The organism is Rhizobacter sp. P2_G4 (assembly GCF_056403575.1).
This window is the reverse complement of the sequence record NZ_JBFUFG010000012.1, coordinates 157,501-175,615: the sequence shown is the minus strand read 5'-3', so window position 1 is coordinate 175,615 and position 18,115 is coordinate 157,501. Positions and strand designations below refer to the sequence as shown.

The following is an 18,115-nucleotide window of genomic DNA, read 5'->3' as shown; positions in this document are numbered from 1 at the left end:
GAGCAGCACAGGGCTTTGCGGCGCGCGCGCAAGCGCGCATCCACAACTGACTTCGCGCCGTTTGTTTGAACGCAGTAAGCGCAGCGAACGAAGTGAGTTTGGCGCGGCCGCAAAGACCGAGCAGCGCAAGGCAGCCCTCGCTCCGCGAGGGCCGAGTCGGCAGGGGTCGCTTCTTTGCCTCCTTTCTTGTCGATACAAGAAAGGAGGTCGGCCGCCGGGACGAAACCCCGGCGCGGCCTCACGCAGTGAACAAGAGATACGCAAACGCGAGCACTGGTCGTCGATACCGCAGCCTGATCAGTCGACGATGACGCAACGCGCAACATCAATGCTCCGTCCCAAGGTAAGCCGCCCGAACAGCCGGCGACGCCTGCACCTCCTCCGGCGTCCCCTCGATCAACTTCGTCCCGAACTCCATCACCACAATCCGGTCCGTGATCTCCATCACCAGATCCATGTCGTGCTCGACGAGCAAGATCGACAGCCCCTCATCCCGCAGCTGACGCAGCACCGCAATCAACCCCTGCTTCTCCTGCAGCCTCAACCCCGCCGCCGGCTCATCGAGCAACAGCAGTGCCGGGTCGGCGCAAAGCGCCCGCGCAATCTCCATCAAGCGCTGCGGCCCCAGCGCCAGGTTGCCGGCCAGCTCGTGCATGTGCTCCGCCATGCCGATGCGCTTCAACTGCCGCTCCGCCTCGCGCAGCAACCCGCGTTCCTCGGCACGATCGATACGCAGCATCGCCGATGCGACGCCGCGCCCGCCACGCATGTGCGCGCCGAGCGCCACGTTCTCGAGCACGGTCATGCCGGGAATCATCTTCACGTGCTGGAAGGTGCGGCTGACGCCGCGCTGCGCGATGCGCCGTGACGACAGGCCGTCGACGCGCTGGCCCAAAAACTTCACTTCGCCGCGGGTGGCCGGCAGCACGCCGGTGACGAGGTTGAAGGTGGTCGACTTGCCGGCGCCGTTCGGCCCGATCAGGCCGATGATCTCGCCGGCGCGCACCTGGAAGCTCACGTCGTTCACCGCCACCAGGCCACCGAACTCCTTGCGCACTGCGTTCACGTCGAGCACCAGCTCGCCGTGCGCGGGCTTCTTGCGCTCTGGCAGCGCGGGGGCATCGGCCCAGTCGACCTTGCGGCGCACCTTGGGCAGGCGCATTTCGATGAAGGCCCATACGCCATCGCGTGCGTACTGCAGCACCAGCACCAGCAAGATGCCGAACACGATCACTTCGTAGTTGCCGCCACCGCCCAGCAGCTTGGGCAGCCACACCTGCAGCTGGTCTTCGAGCACCTTCACCACGCTGGCACCGGCGAGTGCCCCCCACACGTGGCCGATGCCGCCGATCACGCCCATGAAGAGGTACTCGATGCCCATCTTAAGGCCGAAGGGCGAGGGGTTGACGCTGCGCTGGAAGTGCGCGAACAGCCAGCCCGAGACGCTGGCGAGAAGCGCGGCCAGCACAAAGGCGGTGACCTTCATGCGGTAGGTGTCGACGCCCATTGCTTCGGGCATGGTGGTGCCGCTCTTGAGCGCGCGCAGGGCTCGGCCGGTGCGCGAGTCCAGCAGGTGGATCATCGCCACCGAGGCCAGCAGCACCAGCAGCCACAGCAGGTAGAAGAAGCTGCGTCCGGTGATCAGCTCGATGCCGAAGAACTTGAGCGCGGGGATGCCGAGCAAGCCGTCGTACTTGCCCAGCGCCTCGATGTTGCCGAGCAGGTAGTACAGGCTCAGGCCCCACGCGATGGTGGCGAGCGGCAGGTAGTGGCCCGACATGCGCAGCGTGATCCAACCCAGCACCAGCGCCACCACGGCCGTGAGCGCGAGCCCCACGAACACGTTGAGCCACGGCGACAGCCCGAAGTGCAGCGACAGGTAGGCGGTGGTGTACGCCCCCACGCCGACGAAGGCGGCCTGGCCGAAAGACGTGAGCCCGACCACGCCGGTGAGCAGCACGAGGCCGATGACGACGAGTGCGTACAGGCCGATGTAGTTGAGCTGGGTGATCCAGAACTCGGGAACCGGCAGCAATGGCAAGACGGCCAGCAGCACGGCGAAGGTGATCAAGGCGTAGCGGCGCATGCTCATTCCTCGTCGTCGTGACCGTGCTGGAAACTGCGCCATAGCAACACGGGAAGAATCACAGTGAACACGATGACTTCCTTGAATTCGCTGGCCCAGAACGAGCCGAAGGATTCGAGAACACCGACGAAGATCGCCCCGAAGGCCGCTGCGGGATAACTCGCGAGGCCGCCGAAGATCGCGGCGACGAAGCCCTTCAGGCCGATCAGGAAACCGGAGTCGTAGAACATCGTCGTCGTCGGCCCGATCAGCAGGCCCGACAGCGCGCCGATGAAGGCGGCGAGGGAGAAGCTGAGCTTGCCGGCACCGGTGGTCGAGATGCCCATCAACCGCGCGCCCAGCCGGTTGACTGCGGTCGCGCGTAGCGCCTTGCCGCGCAGCGTGCGTTCGAACAGCAGCCACAACGACGCGATCAGCACGATCGACACCATGAAGATGATCAGCGTCTGCCCCGACAGCGTGAGCGGGCCGATGTTGAACCGGTCGTCCCAGAAGCTCGGGTTGCGGAAACCCTCGGCACCGAAGAACACCAGGCCCAGGCCGGTCATCGCGAAGTGCACGCCGACCGACACGATGAGCAACACCAGCACCGTGGCATCGGCCACCGGTTGGTAGGCCAGGCGGTACACCAGCGGCCCGAGCGGCGTGACGATGGCAAGCGTCAGCAGGCACTGCACCGCCATCGGCCACTGGCGCGGCGCGGCGATGGCGGCCAGGCCACAGACCAGCAGCGGCAGCCACAGCGTCTTGGCGGCACCCACCAGCACGCGAGACAGCGGCTGGTCACGCCGGCGAAGGGCGGCGGCGCCATCGAGCAGCGCCACCAGCAGCGCCAGCACCAGCAGCAGCCACACCGTGCCGGGCAGCTTGCCCATCTGGAACATGGCCAGCGTCAGCGCGCCATAGGCCACGAACTCGCCCTGTGCGATGAAGATGACCCGCGTGACGGCGAACACCAGCACCAACGCGATCGCGAGCAGTGCGTAGATGGCGCCGTTGGTGACACCGTCGAGCACCAGGATGCTCGCGATTGAAAAGTCCATATCAGATGAGTCGAGTCATTCGGCAAAAAGCACATTACGTCGACGCGAAGCTGTCGACACATCAAGCCACTCGCCGCGGACGGGTTTCCCGGCCGCAGGCGAGGCGCTCCTTGGGGGCAGGAGCGAAGCGACTGGGGGGCTCAGTTCCCGACGACCTGCCAGTCGCCGTTGACGACCTTCAGCAAGACGCCCGTATCCGGCGTGAAGCCGAAGTGATCGGTCGCGGTGTAGTTCAACACGCCTTGCGACACCGGGATGTGGCCGCTGTTTTCCAGCGCATCCTTCAGTGCTGCGCGGAACTCGGGCGTGCCGGGCTTGGCCTTCTTCAGCGCCACCGGGATGATCTTTTCCAGCACGATGGCCGCGTCGAACGCGTGCGCGCCGAACTGGTTGGCGGTGTTGGGGCCGAAGGCCTTCTCGTATTCCTTGATGTAGCGCGAGCCCAGCACCTTGCTGGGGTTGCTGTCCGGCAGCTTGGGCGCGACCAGGGCCGGGCCGGACGAGACGTACGAACCTTCGACGTCCTTGCCGCCGACGCGGATCAGGTCCATGGTGGCTGCGCCGTGCGTCTGGTAGATCTTGTCGCGGGGGAAGCCGCGCTCGACCAGGCCCTTGGCCGGCATGGCCGCACCGCTGCCCGAGGCGCCGATCAGGATCACGTCGGGCTTGGCGCTCACGAGCTTGAGGGCCTGGCCGGTGATGCTGGTGTCGGCGCGCGCGAAGCGCTCCACGCCCACGCTCTTCAAGCCGGCGGCGGTGGCCTGCGCGGTGATGTCTTTCAGCCAGGCTTCGCCGTACGCGTCGGAGTAGCCGATGTAGCCGAAGGTCTTCGCGCCGGTTTTCTTCCAGTGCTCGACGATGGGGATGGCCATCACCGCGGTCGACTGCGGCAGGCGAAACGACCACGCGCCCTTGCCTTCGGGCAGCACGATGGGCGACAGCGTGAGCTGCACCGTCTTGGCTTCTGCGGCCACGTCGGACATGGCGACGGCGATCGGCGTGGCGGCCGAGCCGACGATCAGGTCGACCTTGTCTTCGGTGACGAAGCGGCGGGCGTTCTTCACGCCGATGGTCGGGTCGGTGGCGTCGTCGAGGATGATGACGTTGAGCTTTTCACCACCGATCGAGGTGGGCCACAGCGTGATGCCGTTCTTGCACGGAATGCCGAGCGCCGAGGTCGGGCCGGTCAGCGGCACGCTGACGCCGATGGTGATGTCGGCTTGGGCGGTCGTGGCGAAGGCCAAGGCTGCGATGGCCAGGGCAAGCGGTTTGAGGGCGTTCATGTTGCTTATGTCTCCTGCTGATAAAAACGAATCGTGAAACGCGGTATTGGCGTGGCATCAGTGCGGCATCAGCTGCACAGTGCCTTGATGTCGTCGGGCACGGGAATGGCGCGCAAACGGTTGGGGTCGTCGGCGTCGCGCTTGACGAAGGCACGTACTTCGCGGCCTTCGCACACTAGATCTTCACCACGCGTCACACGGTGCACCTGGATGAAGGCCACGCGGCGCCACTCTTCGATGTGGGTGCTGATGGTGATGGTCTCGCCATAGGTCACGGTCTTCAAGAACTTGGTGTTGATCTCGAGCAGCGGCGTGCCCATGATGCCGCGCTCGCGCTCCAGCTCGCGCCACGGCGGCACGCCGCATTGCGTGAAGAACATCAGCGAGGCCGCATCCATCCAGCGCGAGAAATTCGGGAAGAACACGATGCCGCCCGGATCGCAGTCACCGAACTGCACGTTCACGGTGTGGAGGGTGGTGCGCGTCATGGCTTTGCTTGTTTCGACGATTCGTGTTCAGCGCGCCGCCATGCGCAGGGCGCCGTCGAGGCGGATCACCTCGCCGTTCAGCGACAGGTTCTCGACGATGCTGGCCGCCAGGTGGCCGAATTCGTCCGGCTTGCCCAGGCGCTTGGGGAAGGGGATGCTCGCGGCCAGTGACTCCTGCACCGCCATCGGCAGCTCGGCCAGCAGCGGCGTGAGGAACAAGCCCGGTGCGATGGTCACGGCGCGCACGCCGAACTGCGCCAGGTCGCGCGCGAGCGGCAGCGTCATCGAGGCGAGGCCGCCCTTCGACGCGGCGTACGCCTCTTGCCCCACCTGCCCGTCGAAGGCCGCGGCCGATGCGGTGTTGACGAACACGCCGCGCTCGCCGTCTTCGAGCGGCTCGAGCTTCACGATGCGCGCCGCCGCGAGGCGGATCACGTTGTAGGTGCCGATCAGGTTGACGCGGATCACGCGCTCGAAGTCTTCCAGCGGCGCCGGCGAGCCGTCTTTCTGCACGATGCGCTTGGCGGTGCCGATGCCGGCGATGTTCATCACGATGCGCGTCGGGCCGTGAGCCTTCTCGGCCGCGTCGAGCGCGGCGGTGACGGAGGCGGTGTCGGTGATGTCGCACTTGAGCGCGATGCCGCCGATCTCGGCCGCCACCTGCTGCGCCAGCTCGAGATTCACGTCGAGCACGGCGACCTTGGCGCCACGCCGCGCGAGTTCACGCGCGGTGGCGGCGCCGAGGCCGGAGGCGCCGCCGGTGACGAGGGCTGCTTGGTCTTGGATCTTCATGATGGGTGTGAGAGTTGAACGTATTCGGCGCTCATGCGCCGTCAGGGTTTTCAAGCAGCAACGCGATTCCCTGCCCGCCACCGATGCAGGCCGACGAGATGCCGTAGCGCAGCCCGCTCTCGCGCAGCTCGCGCGCCACGGTGATCGTGAGGCGCACGCCGGTAGCGGCCAGCGGATGCCCGAGCGCGATGGCGCCGCCATGCACGTTGAGCTTGTCGCCGTCGAGGCCCAGCTCGCGCTGCACGGCGAGCGTCTGCGCTCCCTGCGCTTCGTTGATCTCGAAGCGGCCGATGTCCGACAGCTTCAGGCCGGTGCGTTCCAGCAGCAGGCGGATGGCCGGCGCCGGGCCGATGCCCATGATTTCGGGCGGCACACCCACGGCCGCGGCCGCCAGCACGCGCGCCAGCGGCTTCTTGCCGTTGGCCTTGATGTACGAGCCGCTGGCCACGACGGAGGCCGCACCGGCGTCGACCAGCGCCGAGCTGTTGCCGCCAGTCTGCACGCCGCCGGCGTAGACCGGCCGCAGCTTGGCCAGCACCTCGACGGGCGACGACCGCACGTGCGTGTCGCGCGCCAGGCGCTCCACCTTGCGCGGCAGCTCCAGCGAGCGCGAGGCGTAGCCGTCGAGCTCGAAGGTCTCGGGTGTGACCGGCACGATCTCGCCGTCGAAGTAGCCCGAGGCCTGGGCTGCCACGGCCCGCTCGAATGAGCGCGATGCGAAGGCGTCGACTTCCTCGCGGGTGATGCCGTACTTGCGCGCCAGGTTCTCGGCGGTCTGGATCATCGTGATGTTGGGTGCCGGGTCGACGAGCGCTTCCCACATGAAGTCCTTGAACTCGACCGGCGCGCCGAGCTTGAAGCCGGTGCGGTGGGTGAACGAGGCGATCGGGTTGCGCGTCATCGACTCGGCGCCGACCACCAGCGCGGTGTCGCAGTAGCCGCGCTCGATCTGCTCGGCGGCCTGGCGGAAGAGCTCGAAGCCGGTGCCGCAGATGCGCTGCACCATGATTGCAGGCACCTCGGTGGGCACGCCGGCGTACAGGCCGATGAGGCGCGGGAACATGAACTGGTAGAAGTCGGACGGCGCCATGTTGCCGGCGACCACCGAGCCGATGTCGCTTGCCGGCACGCCGCTGCGCTTGAGCACCTCGCGTGCGACCTTGATGCCGAGGTCGGTGGCGCTGACGCCGCCGAGGTCGGTGCAGTAGTCGACCATCGGCGTGCGCACGCCGTCGACCATCCACACGTCGTCGAAACTGCCGAAGAAACCTTTGCTGGCCATGATCAATCCTTGGTCCTGGTTACTACAAGCACGGCGCGCGAATCACAGACTGCTCGGTGATGACGCGCCGGCCTCTTTCATGTCAGCCCCGCTGCGGAAGGATGAGGCCTTCCACGCTGCCGTCGTACAACGCATCCACCAGCGCCGCCCGGTGCGTCAGCACCGCGCGCTGGTTGATCGATCCCTTGTCGGTGACCTCGCCCTTGTCGATGGACGGCGGCTCGCGCAGCAGGTGCATGCGGGCGATGCGGTTGGCGCTGCCAGTGCCGCCTTCCCACAGCCGGTCGGCCAACTCCTGGAAGAAGGCCACCACCTTGGGGTTGCTCAACACCTCGTTCACCGAGGCCGAATCGGGCAGGCCCGCGAGCTGGCGGCATTCTTCGACGCGCGGGAAGACGAGTGCGCCGACCTCGTCGCGGTTGATGCCGGTGACCACCACGTCTTGCACCAGTGGCGCACCGCCGGCCACCACGCGCGCCTTCAGCGGCCCCACGCTCACGAAGGTGGCGGTGGAGAGCTTGAAATCTTCGGCGATGCGGCCGTCGAACATCAGGCCCTGGTTGTGGTCCTCGGGGTCGACCCAGGTCACGGCGTCGCCGGTGCGGTAGTAGCCTTCTTCGTCGAAGGCCTGCGCGGTCTGCTCAGGGTCGCGCCAGTAGCCGGGCATCACGTTGGGGCCGCGGAAGCGCACCTCCGTCTTGTCGCCCATCGGCACGAGCTTCACGTCGACGCCAGGGCACGGCAGGCCGATGAAGCCGGCACGCGCGTTGGTGCCGAGCACGAAGGTGCACGAGGGCGCGGTCTCGGTCATGCCGAGCCCGCCGATGATGCGGATGCGCTCGCCCACGGTCTCTTCGGCATGCCGGTCGATCAGGTTCCACGCGGCCTGCGAGATGCCGGCGCCGCCGCACATGAAGGCCCGCACGCGCTTGAACAGCGAGGCGCGCAGTTCGGCGTCGGTGTTCATGGCGGTGGCGATCTCGTCGAAGCCCTTGGGCACGTTGAAGTAGACGGTGGGCTGGATCTCGCGCAGGTTGCGCAGCGTTTCGGCCACGCCCTTCGGCGTCGGTTTGCCGTCGTCGATGTAGAGCGTGCCGCCGTTGTAGAGCGCGATGCCGACGTTGTGGTTGCCACCGAAGGTGTGGTTCCAGGGCAGCCAGTCGACCAGCACCGGCGGCTCTTCGGCCAGGAAGGCCATGCTCTGGCGAATCATCTGCAGGTTGGCGCACCACATGCGCTGCGTGACGATCACGCCCTTGGGCTGCTTGGTCGAGCCCGAGGTGAACATGAACTTGGCGATGGTGTCGGGGCCGACCTTCTCGTGCGCGGCGCGCACGCCTTCGCCCGGCTCGGTGGCCAGCAGGTCGGCAAAGCGCGTGTGGCGCCGGCCTTCGACCTCGCCTTCGGCCAGCACCAGCTCCACGTCGTTGCCGATGCAGGCGTTCACGGCCCGCGCGTAGGGCCCGCCGTGGCTCGCGAACACCAGGCCCGGGCGCAGCGTGTCGATGATGTGACGCAGCTTGGCGTGGTCCTGCGCCACCACCGAGTAGGCCGACGAGATCGTCGCGTGCGGCACGCCGGCCCACAGCGCGCCGAACATCAGCGTGATGTGCTCGAGGTCGTTGTCCGACAGGATCACCACCGGCCGGTCGGTCGACAGCTTGCGGTCGACCAGCGCCTGCCCCACGGCCTGCACGCGGGCCAGCATGTCGGCGTAGCTGATGCGTTGCCAGTCGCCGCCGCTGCCGCTCTTTTCCGTCTTGCCGCGTTTGGCGACGAAGGTGCGCTGCGGCGCCTCGTGCGCCCATTGCTCGAGGCGGTCGGTGATGCGCGCCGGGTAGGCGCCGAGCGGCTCACACGAACGCAGCACGCTCGAGCCATCGGGGCGGCGCTCGATCGAGGCGTCCACACAGCCGCCAACCGCGGCATGCCGGTACCGTGGCTGGCTCATTGCTTCACCACCTTGCCCGCCCGCTTTTCCAGGAAGGCGCGCAGCCGGTCCTTCGCGTCGGGCGTGCTTTCAGCCACGGCGGCCATCAGCGATTCGGTGAACAGGCCTTCGGACTGCGACTGGTCGGCAATGCGCGGCAGCGCATGGGTGACGGCGTAGTTCGACAACGGCGCGTTCTGCGCGATCTTCTTGGCCAGCTCGAAGGCCTTGGCGAAGCCTTCACCTTCAGGCACGACGTACTGAACGAGGCCGGCGGCCAGGCCCTCTTGCGCGTCGTACACGCGGCCGGTGAGCATCATGTCGGCCATGCGCGCCACGCCCATCAGGCGCGGAATGCGGGCCGAGCCGCCGCCGCCGACGAAGAGCCCGCGCTGGCCTTCGGGCAGGCCGAAATAGGCCGAGCTCTCGGCCACGCGGATGTGCGCGGTCGACGCGAGCTCCAGCCCGCCACCAACCACCGCCCCGTGCAGCACGGTCACCACCGGCACCGGGCCGAACTGGATCGCATCGAATGCCGCATGCCACATGCGTGAGTGCAGCACGCCTTCGCCCACGTCGCGGTCGACCAGTTCCGACAGATCGAGGCCGGCGCAAAAGTGGTCGCCCTGGCCGCTGACGATGGCCACCCGCGCGTCGCTCGGCAGATTGACGAAGGCGGTGTGAAGCTGCTGAATCAGCGTGTCGGAGATCGCGTTGCGCTTGGCCGGGCGAGACAGGCGCACGTGCACCACGGCACCGGCCTGGGTGATCTGCAACAGATCGAGCGACGCCAGCAGGCCAGAGGCGGGTCGGAATTCAATGCTCATGGCGGCGCTTTGTGTAATTAGTTAAGTTGGACAACTACTTTGTGGTCGCCATCATAAAAGCCGAGCGCTGGGCGCGGCAAGTGAAGACCCATGGAAATGCCTAAGTGTTTACCCCTGGGCGCTTCGGCTATTTAGTTCAATAACATAATCACTTACCTGCCACGACACCCGAGACCCCCATGAGCAAACTGATAGACGCCAAGGCCGTGGCCGGCCTGATCCCTGACGGTTCGACGGTCTACCTCGGCGGGCTCGCGATGATGGGTTTCGCCGAAGAGATCGCGAAGGCCATCGAGGTCTCTTTCCTGGAGAGCGGGCGGCCGCGCAACCTGAGCTTCTACGCGTCGGGTGCCATAGGCAACGGCAAGGACGGCGGCATGGTGCACTTCGCGCACCCCGGGCTCATCAAGCGCGTGGTGGGCGGCCACTATGGGCAGGGCGGCGCCAACCTCATGAAGATGATCATGAGCGGCGCCATCGAGGCCTACAACTTCCCGCAGGGCTCGCTCGCCAACCTGCCGAAGTACGTGGCCTCGCGCACGCCCGGCCTGCTGACCAAGGTGGGTCTCGGCACCTACATCGACCCGCGCCTAGAAGGCGGCAAGATGAACTCCGCCACCACCGAAGACCTGGTGAAGGTGGTTGAGTTCGCTGGTGAAGAGTGGCTGTTCTACCCGTCGCCGAAGTTCGACGTGGCGTTGATCCGCGGCACGCTGGCTGACGAGAAGGGCAACCTCTCGCTCGACAAGGAAGGCGTGCTGCTGGAGACGCTCTCGATCGCCCAGGCCGTGAAGGCCTGCGGCGGCATCGTGATCGCGCAGGTCGAGCGCATCGTGAAGACCGGCTCGTTGCACCCCAAGTCGGTGAAGATTCCCGGGCTGGTGGTCGACCACCTGGTGATCGGCAAGCCCGAGAACCACATGCAGACCATCACCACGCAGTACAACCCGGCGCTGAACGGCGACATCCGCGTGCCGGTGAATGCGCTGCCGCCGATGGCGCTTGATGCGCGCAAGGTGATCGCGCGCCGCGCGGCGGCCGAGTTGGCCCGCGGCGCGGTGGTCAACCTGGGTATCGGCGTGCCGGCCGGTGTGTCCGCGGTGGCGAACGAAGAAGGCCTGGCCGACGCGTTCGAACTCAGCGTCGAGAGCGGCGTGAACGGCGGCGTGCCGCAGATGGGAGGCGACTTCGGGCTCTCGCTCAACGCCGAATCGATCATCGAGCAGCCGCTGCAGTTCAACTTCTACGACGGCGGTGGCATCGACGTGAGCTGCCTCGGCCTCGCGCAGGCCGACCTGCACGGCAACGTGAACGTCAGCAAGTTCAGCGGCCGGCCGGTGGGCTGCGGCGGCTTCGTCAACATCACGCAGAGCGCGAAGAAGCTGGTGTTCTGCGGCACCTTCACGGCCGACGGGCTGGAGCTCGAGGTGGGCAACGGCACGCTCAAGATCGTCAAGGAAGGCGCGGTGAAGAAGTTCATCGCCCAGGTCGAGCAGATCACCTTCAACGGCCGCGAATCGGTGCGGCGAAAACAGCACGTGATGTTCATCACCGAGCGCGCGGTGTTCACGCTCGGCGAGCAAGGCCTGGAGCTGACGGAGATCGCCCCCGGCGTCGACCTCGAACGCGACGTGCTGGCGCACATGGACTTTCAGCCCATCGTGAAGAACCTGAAGCCGATGGACCCGCGGCTGTTCTCGGCACGGTGGGGTGGGCTCGCCGAGGCGATGGACAAGCCGCTCGCCTGAGACTCTTGGAGTCTGCTGTGGACGCGCACCGGCGCGTCAACAGCTCCGCGTTTCATCAGCGCATCAAGCCCGCTTGCGGCAGCGCGCCACCTTGTGCAGCAGCTCCACCAGCATCGCGCGCTCGGCGGCGCTGAGGGTTGAGAGCGCCTCGCTCTCGCCTTCCAGCAGCCGGTTGACCGACTTGCGCGCCAGCGCGGCGCCCGCCGTCGTGGCACGAATGTGCTGGGCCCGAGCATCGGTGCTGCTGCGCTCGCGCTTGACCAGCCCGCGTTTCTCCAGCCGATCGATCCACACCGTGATGTTTGGTGGCGTTACCGCCAGCGCGCGAGCGAGCTGGCGCGCCGACACGTCCGGGTTTTCGTGGATCAGGCTCAGCATCGTGAACTCGACCGGCCGCAGCTCGAAGGGTTCGCCGACCCGCTCGGTGAAGACCTGGAGCGTGGTGATCGCGGCCTGCGCGAGCTGGTAGCCCACGATGTGGTGCATGCCGGCCTCGTTGAGCCGGGCAAGAGGTGTCTGGTCGTCTGGGTGTGCACTCATGGCGCGATTGTCGCGCGTCGCGGCACGCCGAATGCTCCTGTCGGTGCCGGTCAAACAAGTGAATCGACTGAATGATCCGGCAGGCGCCGGTACAGAGGGATTACCCGATTTATTCCGCAAAACTGATTCACTACATTAACTATTAAGGCGGTCGTGCTCACCCACCAGAACCGCCACCAGTCAGTCCAACACAAGGAGACAGCCAGATGAAATGGAACACTCAGCGCGGGCACGTGCTCGCTCTTGCGTCGCTGCCGGCGCTGCTGATCGTCAGCGCCTGTGGCGGCAACGATGACGACGCGCCGGTCACGCCCGCCCTGCCTCGCCTGAGCGCGGCCACGCCGGCCGCTCTGTCCGGCACCTGCGCCGGCCTGGCCGCCAAATTGACGACGCTGGCCAACACCACCATCACCGCGACGACCGATGTGCCCGCCGGCACCTTGACGGTCGGCGGCCAGCCCGTGGCCGAGCACTGCCAGGTCATCGGCTCGATGTTCCCGCGCGTCGGCACCGACGGCAACAACTACGCCATCGGCTTCGAGATGCGTTTGCCGCTGAACTGGAACGGTCGCTTCTTCTACCAAGCCAACGGCGGCATCGACGGCAATGTCGTCACCGCCACCGGCGGCGTGAACGGCGGCCCCGGGCTGACGAACGCACTGGCACAAGGCTTCGCGGTGATCAGCTCCGACGCCGGCCACAGCGGCTCGCTCGGCCCCAACTTCGGCATCGACCCGCAGGCCCGCCTCGACTATGGCTACCAGGCCGTGCAGAAGCTGACGCCGATGGCCAAGAGCGTGATCCAGACGGCCTACGGCAAGGCCCCCGACCGCTCGTACATCGGCGGCTGCTCGAACGGCGGGCGCCACACCATGGTGGCCATGGCCCGCATCGCCGACCAGTACGACGGCTACCTCGCCGGTGCCCCGGGCTACAACCTGCCCAAGGCGGCCATTGCCAACATCTTCGGCGCCCAGCGCTACGCCACGGTGGCTACCGACCCGGCCGACCTATCGACCGCGTTCACGCCGGCCGAGCGCGCCACCGTCGCGACCGCGGTGCTCGCCAAGTGCGACGCACTGGACGGCAGCACCGACGGCCTGGTGCAAGACGTCGAAGCCTGCCGCACTGCGTTCAACTTCAAGACCGACGTGCCCACCTGCACCGGCGCACGCGACGGCACCTGCCTGTCGGCGGCGCAGAAAACCGCGATCGAGCCGATCTTCACCGGCGCGACCACGAGCACCGGCACCTCGTTCTACGCGAGCTTCCCGTACGACCCGGGTGTGGCGAGCAGCGGCATCCCGTTCTGGGAGTTCATTGCACCGGTGGCGCTCGACACCGGCGGCGTGGGCCAGATCTGGAAGGTGCCCCCCGAGCCGGTGGCCGGCTTCAACGGCCCGGCCTTCGCGCTCGGCATGAACATCGACACGGCACTCGGCTGGATCACCGCGACGGATGCGACTTACACCGAATCGGCCATGAGCTTCATGACGCCGCCCAACCCGACCAACCTGGCCACGCTGAAGAACCGCGGCGCGAAGGTGATGGTCTATCACGGCGTCGCCGACCCGATCTTCTCGGTGGACGACACCAAGGCCTGGTACACCGGGCTTGCCGCGGCCAACAGCGGCGACGCGAGCAACTTCGCGCGCTTCTACCGCGTGCCCGGCATGGCCCACTGCGCTGGTGGCCCGGCCACCGACCAGTTCGACATGCTCACGCCGCTGGTCGCCTGGGTCGAGCAAGGCCAGGTGCCCGAAGCCGTGGTCGCCACGGCGCGCGGTGCCGGCAATGCAGTCGCCGTCAATGCCGATCTGCCAGCCGGCTGGTCTGCCAGCCGGACCCGCCCGCTGTGCCCGTATCCACAGGTGGCCCGCTACAACGGCAGTGGCGACGTCGAGGCGGCAGCCAGCTTCAGCTGCAAGTGACACGGGTTCTGTGACCGTGTGAGTGATGGTGAGTGATGGAGTGGCCCGCGCACTGTGCGGGCCTTTTTTCTTGCCGCCTCAGTTCTGCCGCGTCAGCAAGCGGGTCAATCCAGGAAAGCCGGCGCCTGCGGCAGCTTCGCGAACCCCGCCGGGTCGTGCTGCACGATCACGCGGGCATGCAGGTTCTTCGCGATGCGCTCGATGCGCGCCATCGACGCCAGCGTGTCGGCCCGGCTCGCGTTGATTGTGGGCACGAGCTGCCTGCGGCGCGCATCGTCCGACAGATAGAGGTCGCCCGACAACAGCACCGCGCCTGTCTTGCGCAGCCGCAACAGGAGCACTGCGCTGCCAGGCGTGTGACCGGGCGCATGGAGGATGCGCACGCGGCCGTCGCCGAAGACATCGTGGTCGCCATCGATCCACTGCACCTTGGCCTGCGCCGAGGCGCTGAACCACTGCGGCTGCATGCTCACGTGCGCCGGCTCGGCCTTCGCCCACGCGAACTCGCTGCGGTCGAGGAGCCAGGTCGATTGCGCGAACTGGTTGGCGTTGCCGACATGGTCGAAGTGCAGGTGCGAGAAGGCGATGAAGTTCACGTCAGCGGGCGTGATGCCGAGCACCTGCAACTGCTGCGGCAATGGCGGCGCGGGTGTGATGCGGAAGCCGGGCAACTGCGTGGGCTCGCCTGGCGGCAGGCCGGCGTCCCACAGCAGCCAGCCCTTGGGATGCTTGACCAGAAAGCACGGGTCGGCCAGCTCGGCCGGGTGGCCGTCGAGCTCACCGGTGTCCGATGCGACGCCGATGTCGTCGAAATGCGCGTGGCCGCAATCGAAGGTGTAGAGACGGAGATCGTCTTGCGCCGCCGCGACGAGTGGTGCGAACACCAGCGCAAGGCGCAGCAGGTGGCGAAGGAACATCGGCTTCATGGTGCGAACGTCTGAGTGAGGGTGCGTTCACTGTGCGGGCGCCAAGCCGGTTGATAAACCCTGCTATGGTGGTTTGATTCGAAACCGTTGGTGTGGAATCGTGGACAAGATCGACAGCATGCGGGCCTTCGTGCGGGTGGCAGAACTGGGCAGCTTTGCCGCCGCTGCGAAGGCGCTCGACATCTCGCCGACGATGGCGGCCAAACACGTGCAGGAGATCGAGTCGCGCCTGGGCGCACGCCTGCTCCACCGCACGACGCGGCGGCAAAGCCTCACGGAAGTCGGCCGCATCTACCTCGAGCGCAGCAAAGGCCTGCTGGCCGACTTCGACGCTGCCGAGGCTTCTGCCACCGAGTTGCTGGCCGAGCCGCGCGGCCTGCTGCGTGTGACCGCGCCGGTGGTGCTGGGCACGCACGGCCTGGCTCCCTTGCTTGGCGAGTTCATGGCGCTGTGCCCGCAGGTCAGCGTGGAGCTGGCGCTGCATGACCGCGTGGTCGACCTCGTCGACGAAGGCTTCGACGTGGCGCTGCGCTCCGGTCCCTTGCCCGACTCCGGGTTTGTCGCAAGGCCGCTCGCGCCGCTGCGCATGCTGCTGTGCGCATCGCCCGCTTACCTGCGCCAGCACGGCACGCCGCGCACGCCCGCCGATCTGGCGAAGCACGAGTGCCTCGGCTTCGCGCATTGGGTGCACAAGGACCGCTGGCGCCTGGTTGGCCCCGCCGGCGAGGAACGCGCGGCGGTGAAAGGGCGGCTGCAGATCAACAACGGCGAGGCGCTGCGCCAGGCTGCGCTGGCGGGCGCCGGCATCCTGATGCAGTCCGACATGCTGCTCGCCGACGACCTGGCCGCCAAGCGCCTGCTGCGCGTGCTGCCCAAGCACGCACCTCCCGCGCGCGAGGCACACCTGCTGTACCTGCCCGACCGCCACCCGCGGCCCAAGCTGCAGCGCTTCGTCGACTTCGTGCTGGAGAGGCTCGGGCCGAAGCGGGCACGGTGACAACCCGGGGGTGCAGCGCAGGCATCGGCTGGCAAACTGCCTCATGCACGCGCGCCGCATCGGCCGCCACCGGAGCCTCCTCATGTCAATCCGTCTCAAAGCCACGCTGGTCGCCGCTCTCTGCGCGCTCGGCCTCACCGCCCACGCCCAGCAGAAGCCGCCGATCAAGGTCGGCTTCATGCTGCCCTACACCGGCACCTACGCCAGCTTGGGCAACATGATCGAGAACGGCTTCAAGCTCTACGTGCAGGAGCAGGGCGGCAAGCTGGGCGGGCGCGAGTTGCAGTACTTCAAGGTCGACGACGAGTCCGAACCATCCAAGGCCACCGACAACGTCAACAAGCTGATCAAGCGTGACCAGGTCGACGTGCTGGTGGGCACGGTGCACAGCGGCGTGGCCCTCGCGATGGCACGCGCCGCGAAAGAGAACAACACGCTGCTGATCGTGCCCAACGCCGGCGCCGATGCGATCACCGGCCCGCTGTGCGCGCCGAACATCGTGCGCAGTTCGTTCACCAACTGGCAACCGGGTTATGCCGCCGGCGTGGTCGCCTCGCAGAAGGGCTACAAGCGCGCGATGACCATCACCTGGAACTACGCCGCAGGCGGCGAGACGGTGAAGGGCTTTGCCGAAGCCTTCGAGAAGGGCGGCGGCAAGGTGCTGAAGGACCTGACGCTGCCGTTCCCGAACGTCGAGTTCCAGGCCCTGCTGACCGAGATCGCCTCGCAGAAACCGGACGTGGTGTTCGCGTTCTTCGCGGGCGGCGGCGCGGTGAAGTTCGTCAAGGACTACGCGGCCGCTGGCCTCAACAAGACCGTGCCGCTCGTGGCCTCGGGCTTCCTGACCGATGGCACGCTCGAGGCGCAGGGCGACAGCGCGCAAGGCATCTTGACTGCGCTGCACTACGCCGACAACCTCGACACGCCGCGCAACAACGCCTTCCGCAAGAGCTTCGCGCTGACCTACAAGACCAATGCGGACGTGTACGCCGTGCAGGGCTACGACGCCGCGCAGATCCTTGCCGCCGGCCTCAATGCCGTGAAGGGCGACCTGGCGCAGCGAGACGCGCTCACCGCCGCGATGCGCAAGACCAGCGTCGACAGCCCGCGCGGCAAGTTCACCCTCTCTGCCGCCGGCAACCCGGTGCAGGACATCTACGTGCGCGAAGTGAAAGGCAAGTACAACGAATCGCGCGGCGTGGCCGCCAAGGCACTGGCCGACCCGGCGCGCGGCTGCAAACTCTAGGCAGTCGGCTCAGTCGACCTTCAGCCCGAGGTCCTTCACCAGCCCGCCGAAGCGCTCACGTTCCCTCACGTGGCGCTCGAGGAATTCCTCGCGGCTCATCGGCGCGGGCTCGGCGCCCAGCAGCTTGATGGCGTCGGTCACGGCCGCTACCTGCAGCGCCTTGTTGATCTCGGCGTGCAGGCGCGTCACCACCGCGGGCGGCGTGCCGGCGGGTGCGTAGATGCCGAACAGCGAGTCGGCATCGAAGCTGGCCAAGCCTGCCTCGGCGAGCGTGGGCACCTCGGGGAACATCGGCGAGCGCTTGCTGCTGCCCACAGCCAGGAGCTTGAGCTTGCCGTCCTTCACATGCTTGAGGCCGGGGCCCGGATCGAACCAGAACTGCAGCTGGCCGCCCAGCACGTCGGTGAGCGCGGGGCCGGCGCCCTTGTACGGAACGTGAGTCGCATCGATCTTCGCCATGCGCTTGAGCATCTCTCCGGCGAGGTGTGGCGAGCTGCCTTGCCCCGGCGAGCCGAAGCTCAGCTTGCCCGGGTTGGCGCGCGCGTAGGCGATGAACTCCTGCACGTTGGTCACCGGCAGCGACGGGTTGGCTTCCAGGAACACCAGCACCCGTGACACCGCGGCTATCGACACCAGGTCTTTCTCGGGGTTGAAGCCCATGTTGCTGTAGATCAGCGGGTTGATGGTGATCGCACCGCCCGAGCTCATCAGCAGCGTGTAGCCGTCGTTCGGCGACTTCGCCACTTCGCCGGAGCCGAGGTTGCCGCCGGCACCCGGCTTGTTGTCGATGATGACCGGCTGCTGCAGCGCCTGCGAAAGCTGCGGCCCGAGCGCGCGTGCCATCACGTCGGCGGCGCCGCCGGGCGCGAAGTTCACGACCAGGCGGATGGGCTTGGCGGGCCAGCTCGGCTGCGCCCAGGCGGGGGCGGTGAGCAGCAGGCTGGAGAGCAGGGCGAGGCCGATGCGGCGCCTGGTGTTGTCGAGGGTCATGCTTGT

At 67.2% G+C, this 18,115-nt stretch carries 15 protein-coding genes; 4 read left to right on the top strand and 11 right to left on the bottom strand.

Features of this window, described 5'->3' with window-relative positions:
* Window positions 1-325: 325 nt before the first annotated feature.
* The 8 genes from AC1DYS_RS28400 to AC1DYS_RS28365 all read right to left on the bottom strand — a co-directional run bounded on the left by AC1DYS_RS28400 (window position 326) and on the right by AC1DYS_RS28365 (window position 9,731).
* A complete protein-coding gene (locus AC1DYS_RS28400) occupies window positions 326-2,092 on the bottom strand; it encodes a branched-chain amino acid ABC transporter ATP-binding protein/permease (protein WP_477904893.1) in 1,767 nt (588 codons plus the stop codon).
* Entirely contained in the window at window positions 2,089-3,129 is a 1,041-nt protein-coding gene (locus AC1DYS_RS28395; protein WP_477904892.1) for a branched-chain amino acid ABC transporter permease, read from the bottom strand. The genes AC1DYS_RS28400 and AC1DYS_RS28395 overlap by 4 nt, the downstream gene beginning before the upstream one ends.
* A 140-nt stretch (window positions 3,130-3,269) precedes the next feature.
* A complete protein-coding gene (locus AC1DYS_RS28390; protein WP_477904891.1) occupies window positions 3,270-4,412 on the bottom strand; it encodes an ABC transporter substrate-binding protein in 1,143 nt (380 codons plus the stop codon).
* A 68-nt stretch (window positions 4,413-4,480) separates the two neighbouring features.
* Window positions 4,481-4,900 (bottom strand): acyl-CoA thioesterase, encoded by a 420-nt coding sequence (locus AC1DYS_RS28385; RefSeq protein ID WP_477904890.1) that lies wholly within the window; start codon window positions 4,898-4,900, stop codon window positions 4,481-4,483.
* A gap of 27 nt (window positions 4,901-4,927) precedes the next feature.
* Window positions 4,928-5,692, bottom strand: coding sequence for an SDR family NAD(P)-dependent oxidoreductase (locus AC1DYS_RS28380; RefSeq protein ID WP_477904889.1), 765 nt, complete (start codon window positions 5,690-5,692; stop codon window positions 4,928-4,930).
* 31 nt (window positions 5,693-5,723) lie between these two features.
* A complete protein-coding gene (locus AC1DYS_RS28375) occupies window positions 5,724-6,974 on the bottom strand; it encodes a thiolase family protein (RefSeq protein ID WP_477904888.1) in 1,251 nt (416 codons plus the stop codon).
* A gap of 82 nt (window positions 6,975-7,056) precedes the next feature.
* Window positions 7,057-8,925, bottom strand: a complete 1,869-nt coding sequence (locus AC1DYS_RS28370; RefSeq protein WP_477904887.1) for a feruloyl-CoA synthase — start codon at window positions 8,923-8,925, stop codon at window positions 7,057-7,059.
* Window positions 8,922-9,731: a crotonase/enoyl-CoA hydratase family protein gene (locus AC1DYS_RS28365; protein WP_477904886.1), complete on the bottom strand. Its 810-nt coding sequence runs from the start codon at window positions 9,729-9,731 to the stop codon at window positions 8,922-8,924. Before AC1DYS_RS28365 ends, AC1DYS_RS28370 begins: the two co-directional genes overlap by 4 nt.
* Window positions 9,732-9,910: 179 nt before the next feature.
* Between AC1DYS_RS28365 and AC1DYS_RS28360 the strand changes: the two genes are divergently transcribed.
* A complete protein-coding gene (locus AC1DYS_RS28360) occupies window positions 9,911-11,479 on the top strand; it encodes an acyl CoA:acetate/3-ketoacid CoA transferase (protein WP_477904885.1) in 1,569 nt (522 codons plus the stop codon).
* 63 nt (window positions 11,480-11,542) lie between these two features.
* Here the strand turns inward: AC1DYS_RS28360 and AC1DYS_RS28355 are convergent, their stop codons facing one another.
* Entirely contained in the window at window positions 11,543-12,019 is a 477-nt protein-coding gene (locus AC1DYS_RS28355) for a MarR family winged helix-turn-helix transcriptional regulator (RefSeq protein ID WP_477904884.1), read from the bottom strand.
* Between the two features lie 206 nt (window positions 12,020-12,225).
* Between AC1DYS_RS28355 and AC1DYS_RS28350 the strand changes: the two genes are divergently transcribed.
* Window positions 12,226-13,950 carry a tannase/feruloyl esterase family alpha/beta hydrolase gene (locus AC1DYS_RS28350; RefSeq protein WP_477904883.1) on the top strand — a complete coding sequence of 575 codons (1,725 nt, stop codon included), beginning with the start codon at window positions 12,226-12,228 and terminating at the stop codon, window positions 13,948-13,950.
* Between the two features lie 104 nt (window positions 13,951-14,054).
* Here AC1DYS_RS28350 and AC1DYS_RS28345 read toward each other — a convergent pair whose 3' ends face one another.
* Window positions 14,055-14,876: an N-acyl homoserine lactonase family protein gene (locus AC1DYS_RS28345; RefSeq protein WP_477904882.1), complete on the bottom strand. Its 822-nt coding sequence runs from the start codon at window positions 14,874-14,876 to the stop codon at window positions 14,055-14,057.
* 100 nt (window positions 14,877-14,976) lie between these two features.
* Between AC1DYS_RS28345 and AC1DYS_RS28340 the strand changes: the two genes are divergently transcribed.
* On the top strand, window positions 14,977-15,873 hold the full coding sequence (locus AC1DYS_RS28340) for a LysR family transcriptional regulator (RefSeq protein ID WP_477904881.1): 897 nt from the start codon (window positions 14,977-14,979) through the stop codon (window positions 15,871-15,873).
* Between the two features lie 82 nt (window positions 15,874-15,955).
* Window positions 15,956-17,119: an ABC transporter substrate-binding protein gene (locus AC1DYS_RS28335; protein ID WP_047498598.1), complete on the top strand. Its 1,164-nt coding sequence runs from the start codon at window positions 15,956-15,958 to the stop codon at window positions 17,117-17,119.
* A gap of 9 nt (window positions 17,120-17,128) precedes the next feature.
* Here AC1DYS_RS28335 and AC1DYS_RS28330 read toward each other — a convergent pair whose 3' ends face one another.
* A complete protein-coding gene (locus tag AC1DYS_RS28330) occupies window positions 17,129-18,109 on the bottom strand; it encodes a Bug family tripartite tricarboxylate transporter substrate binding protein (protein ID WP_477904880.1) in 981 nt (326 codons plus the stop codon).
* Between the last annotated feature and the right edge of the window lie 6 nt (window positions 18,110-18,115).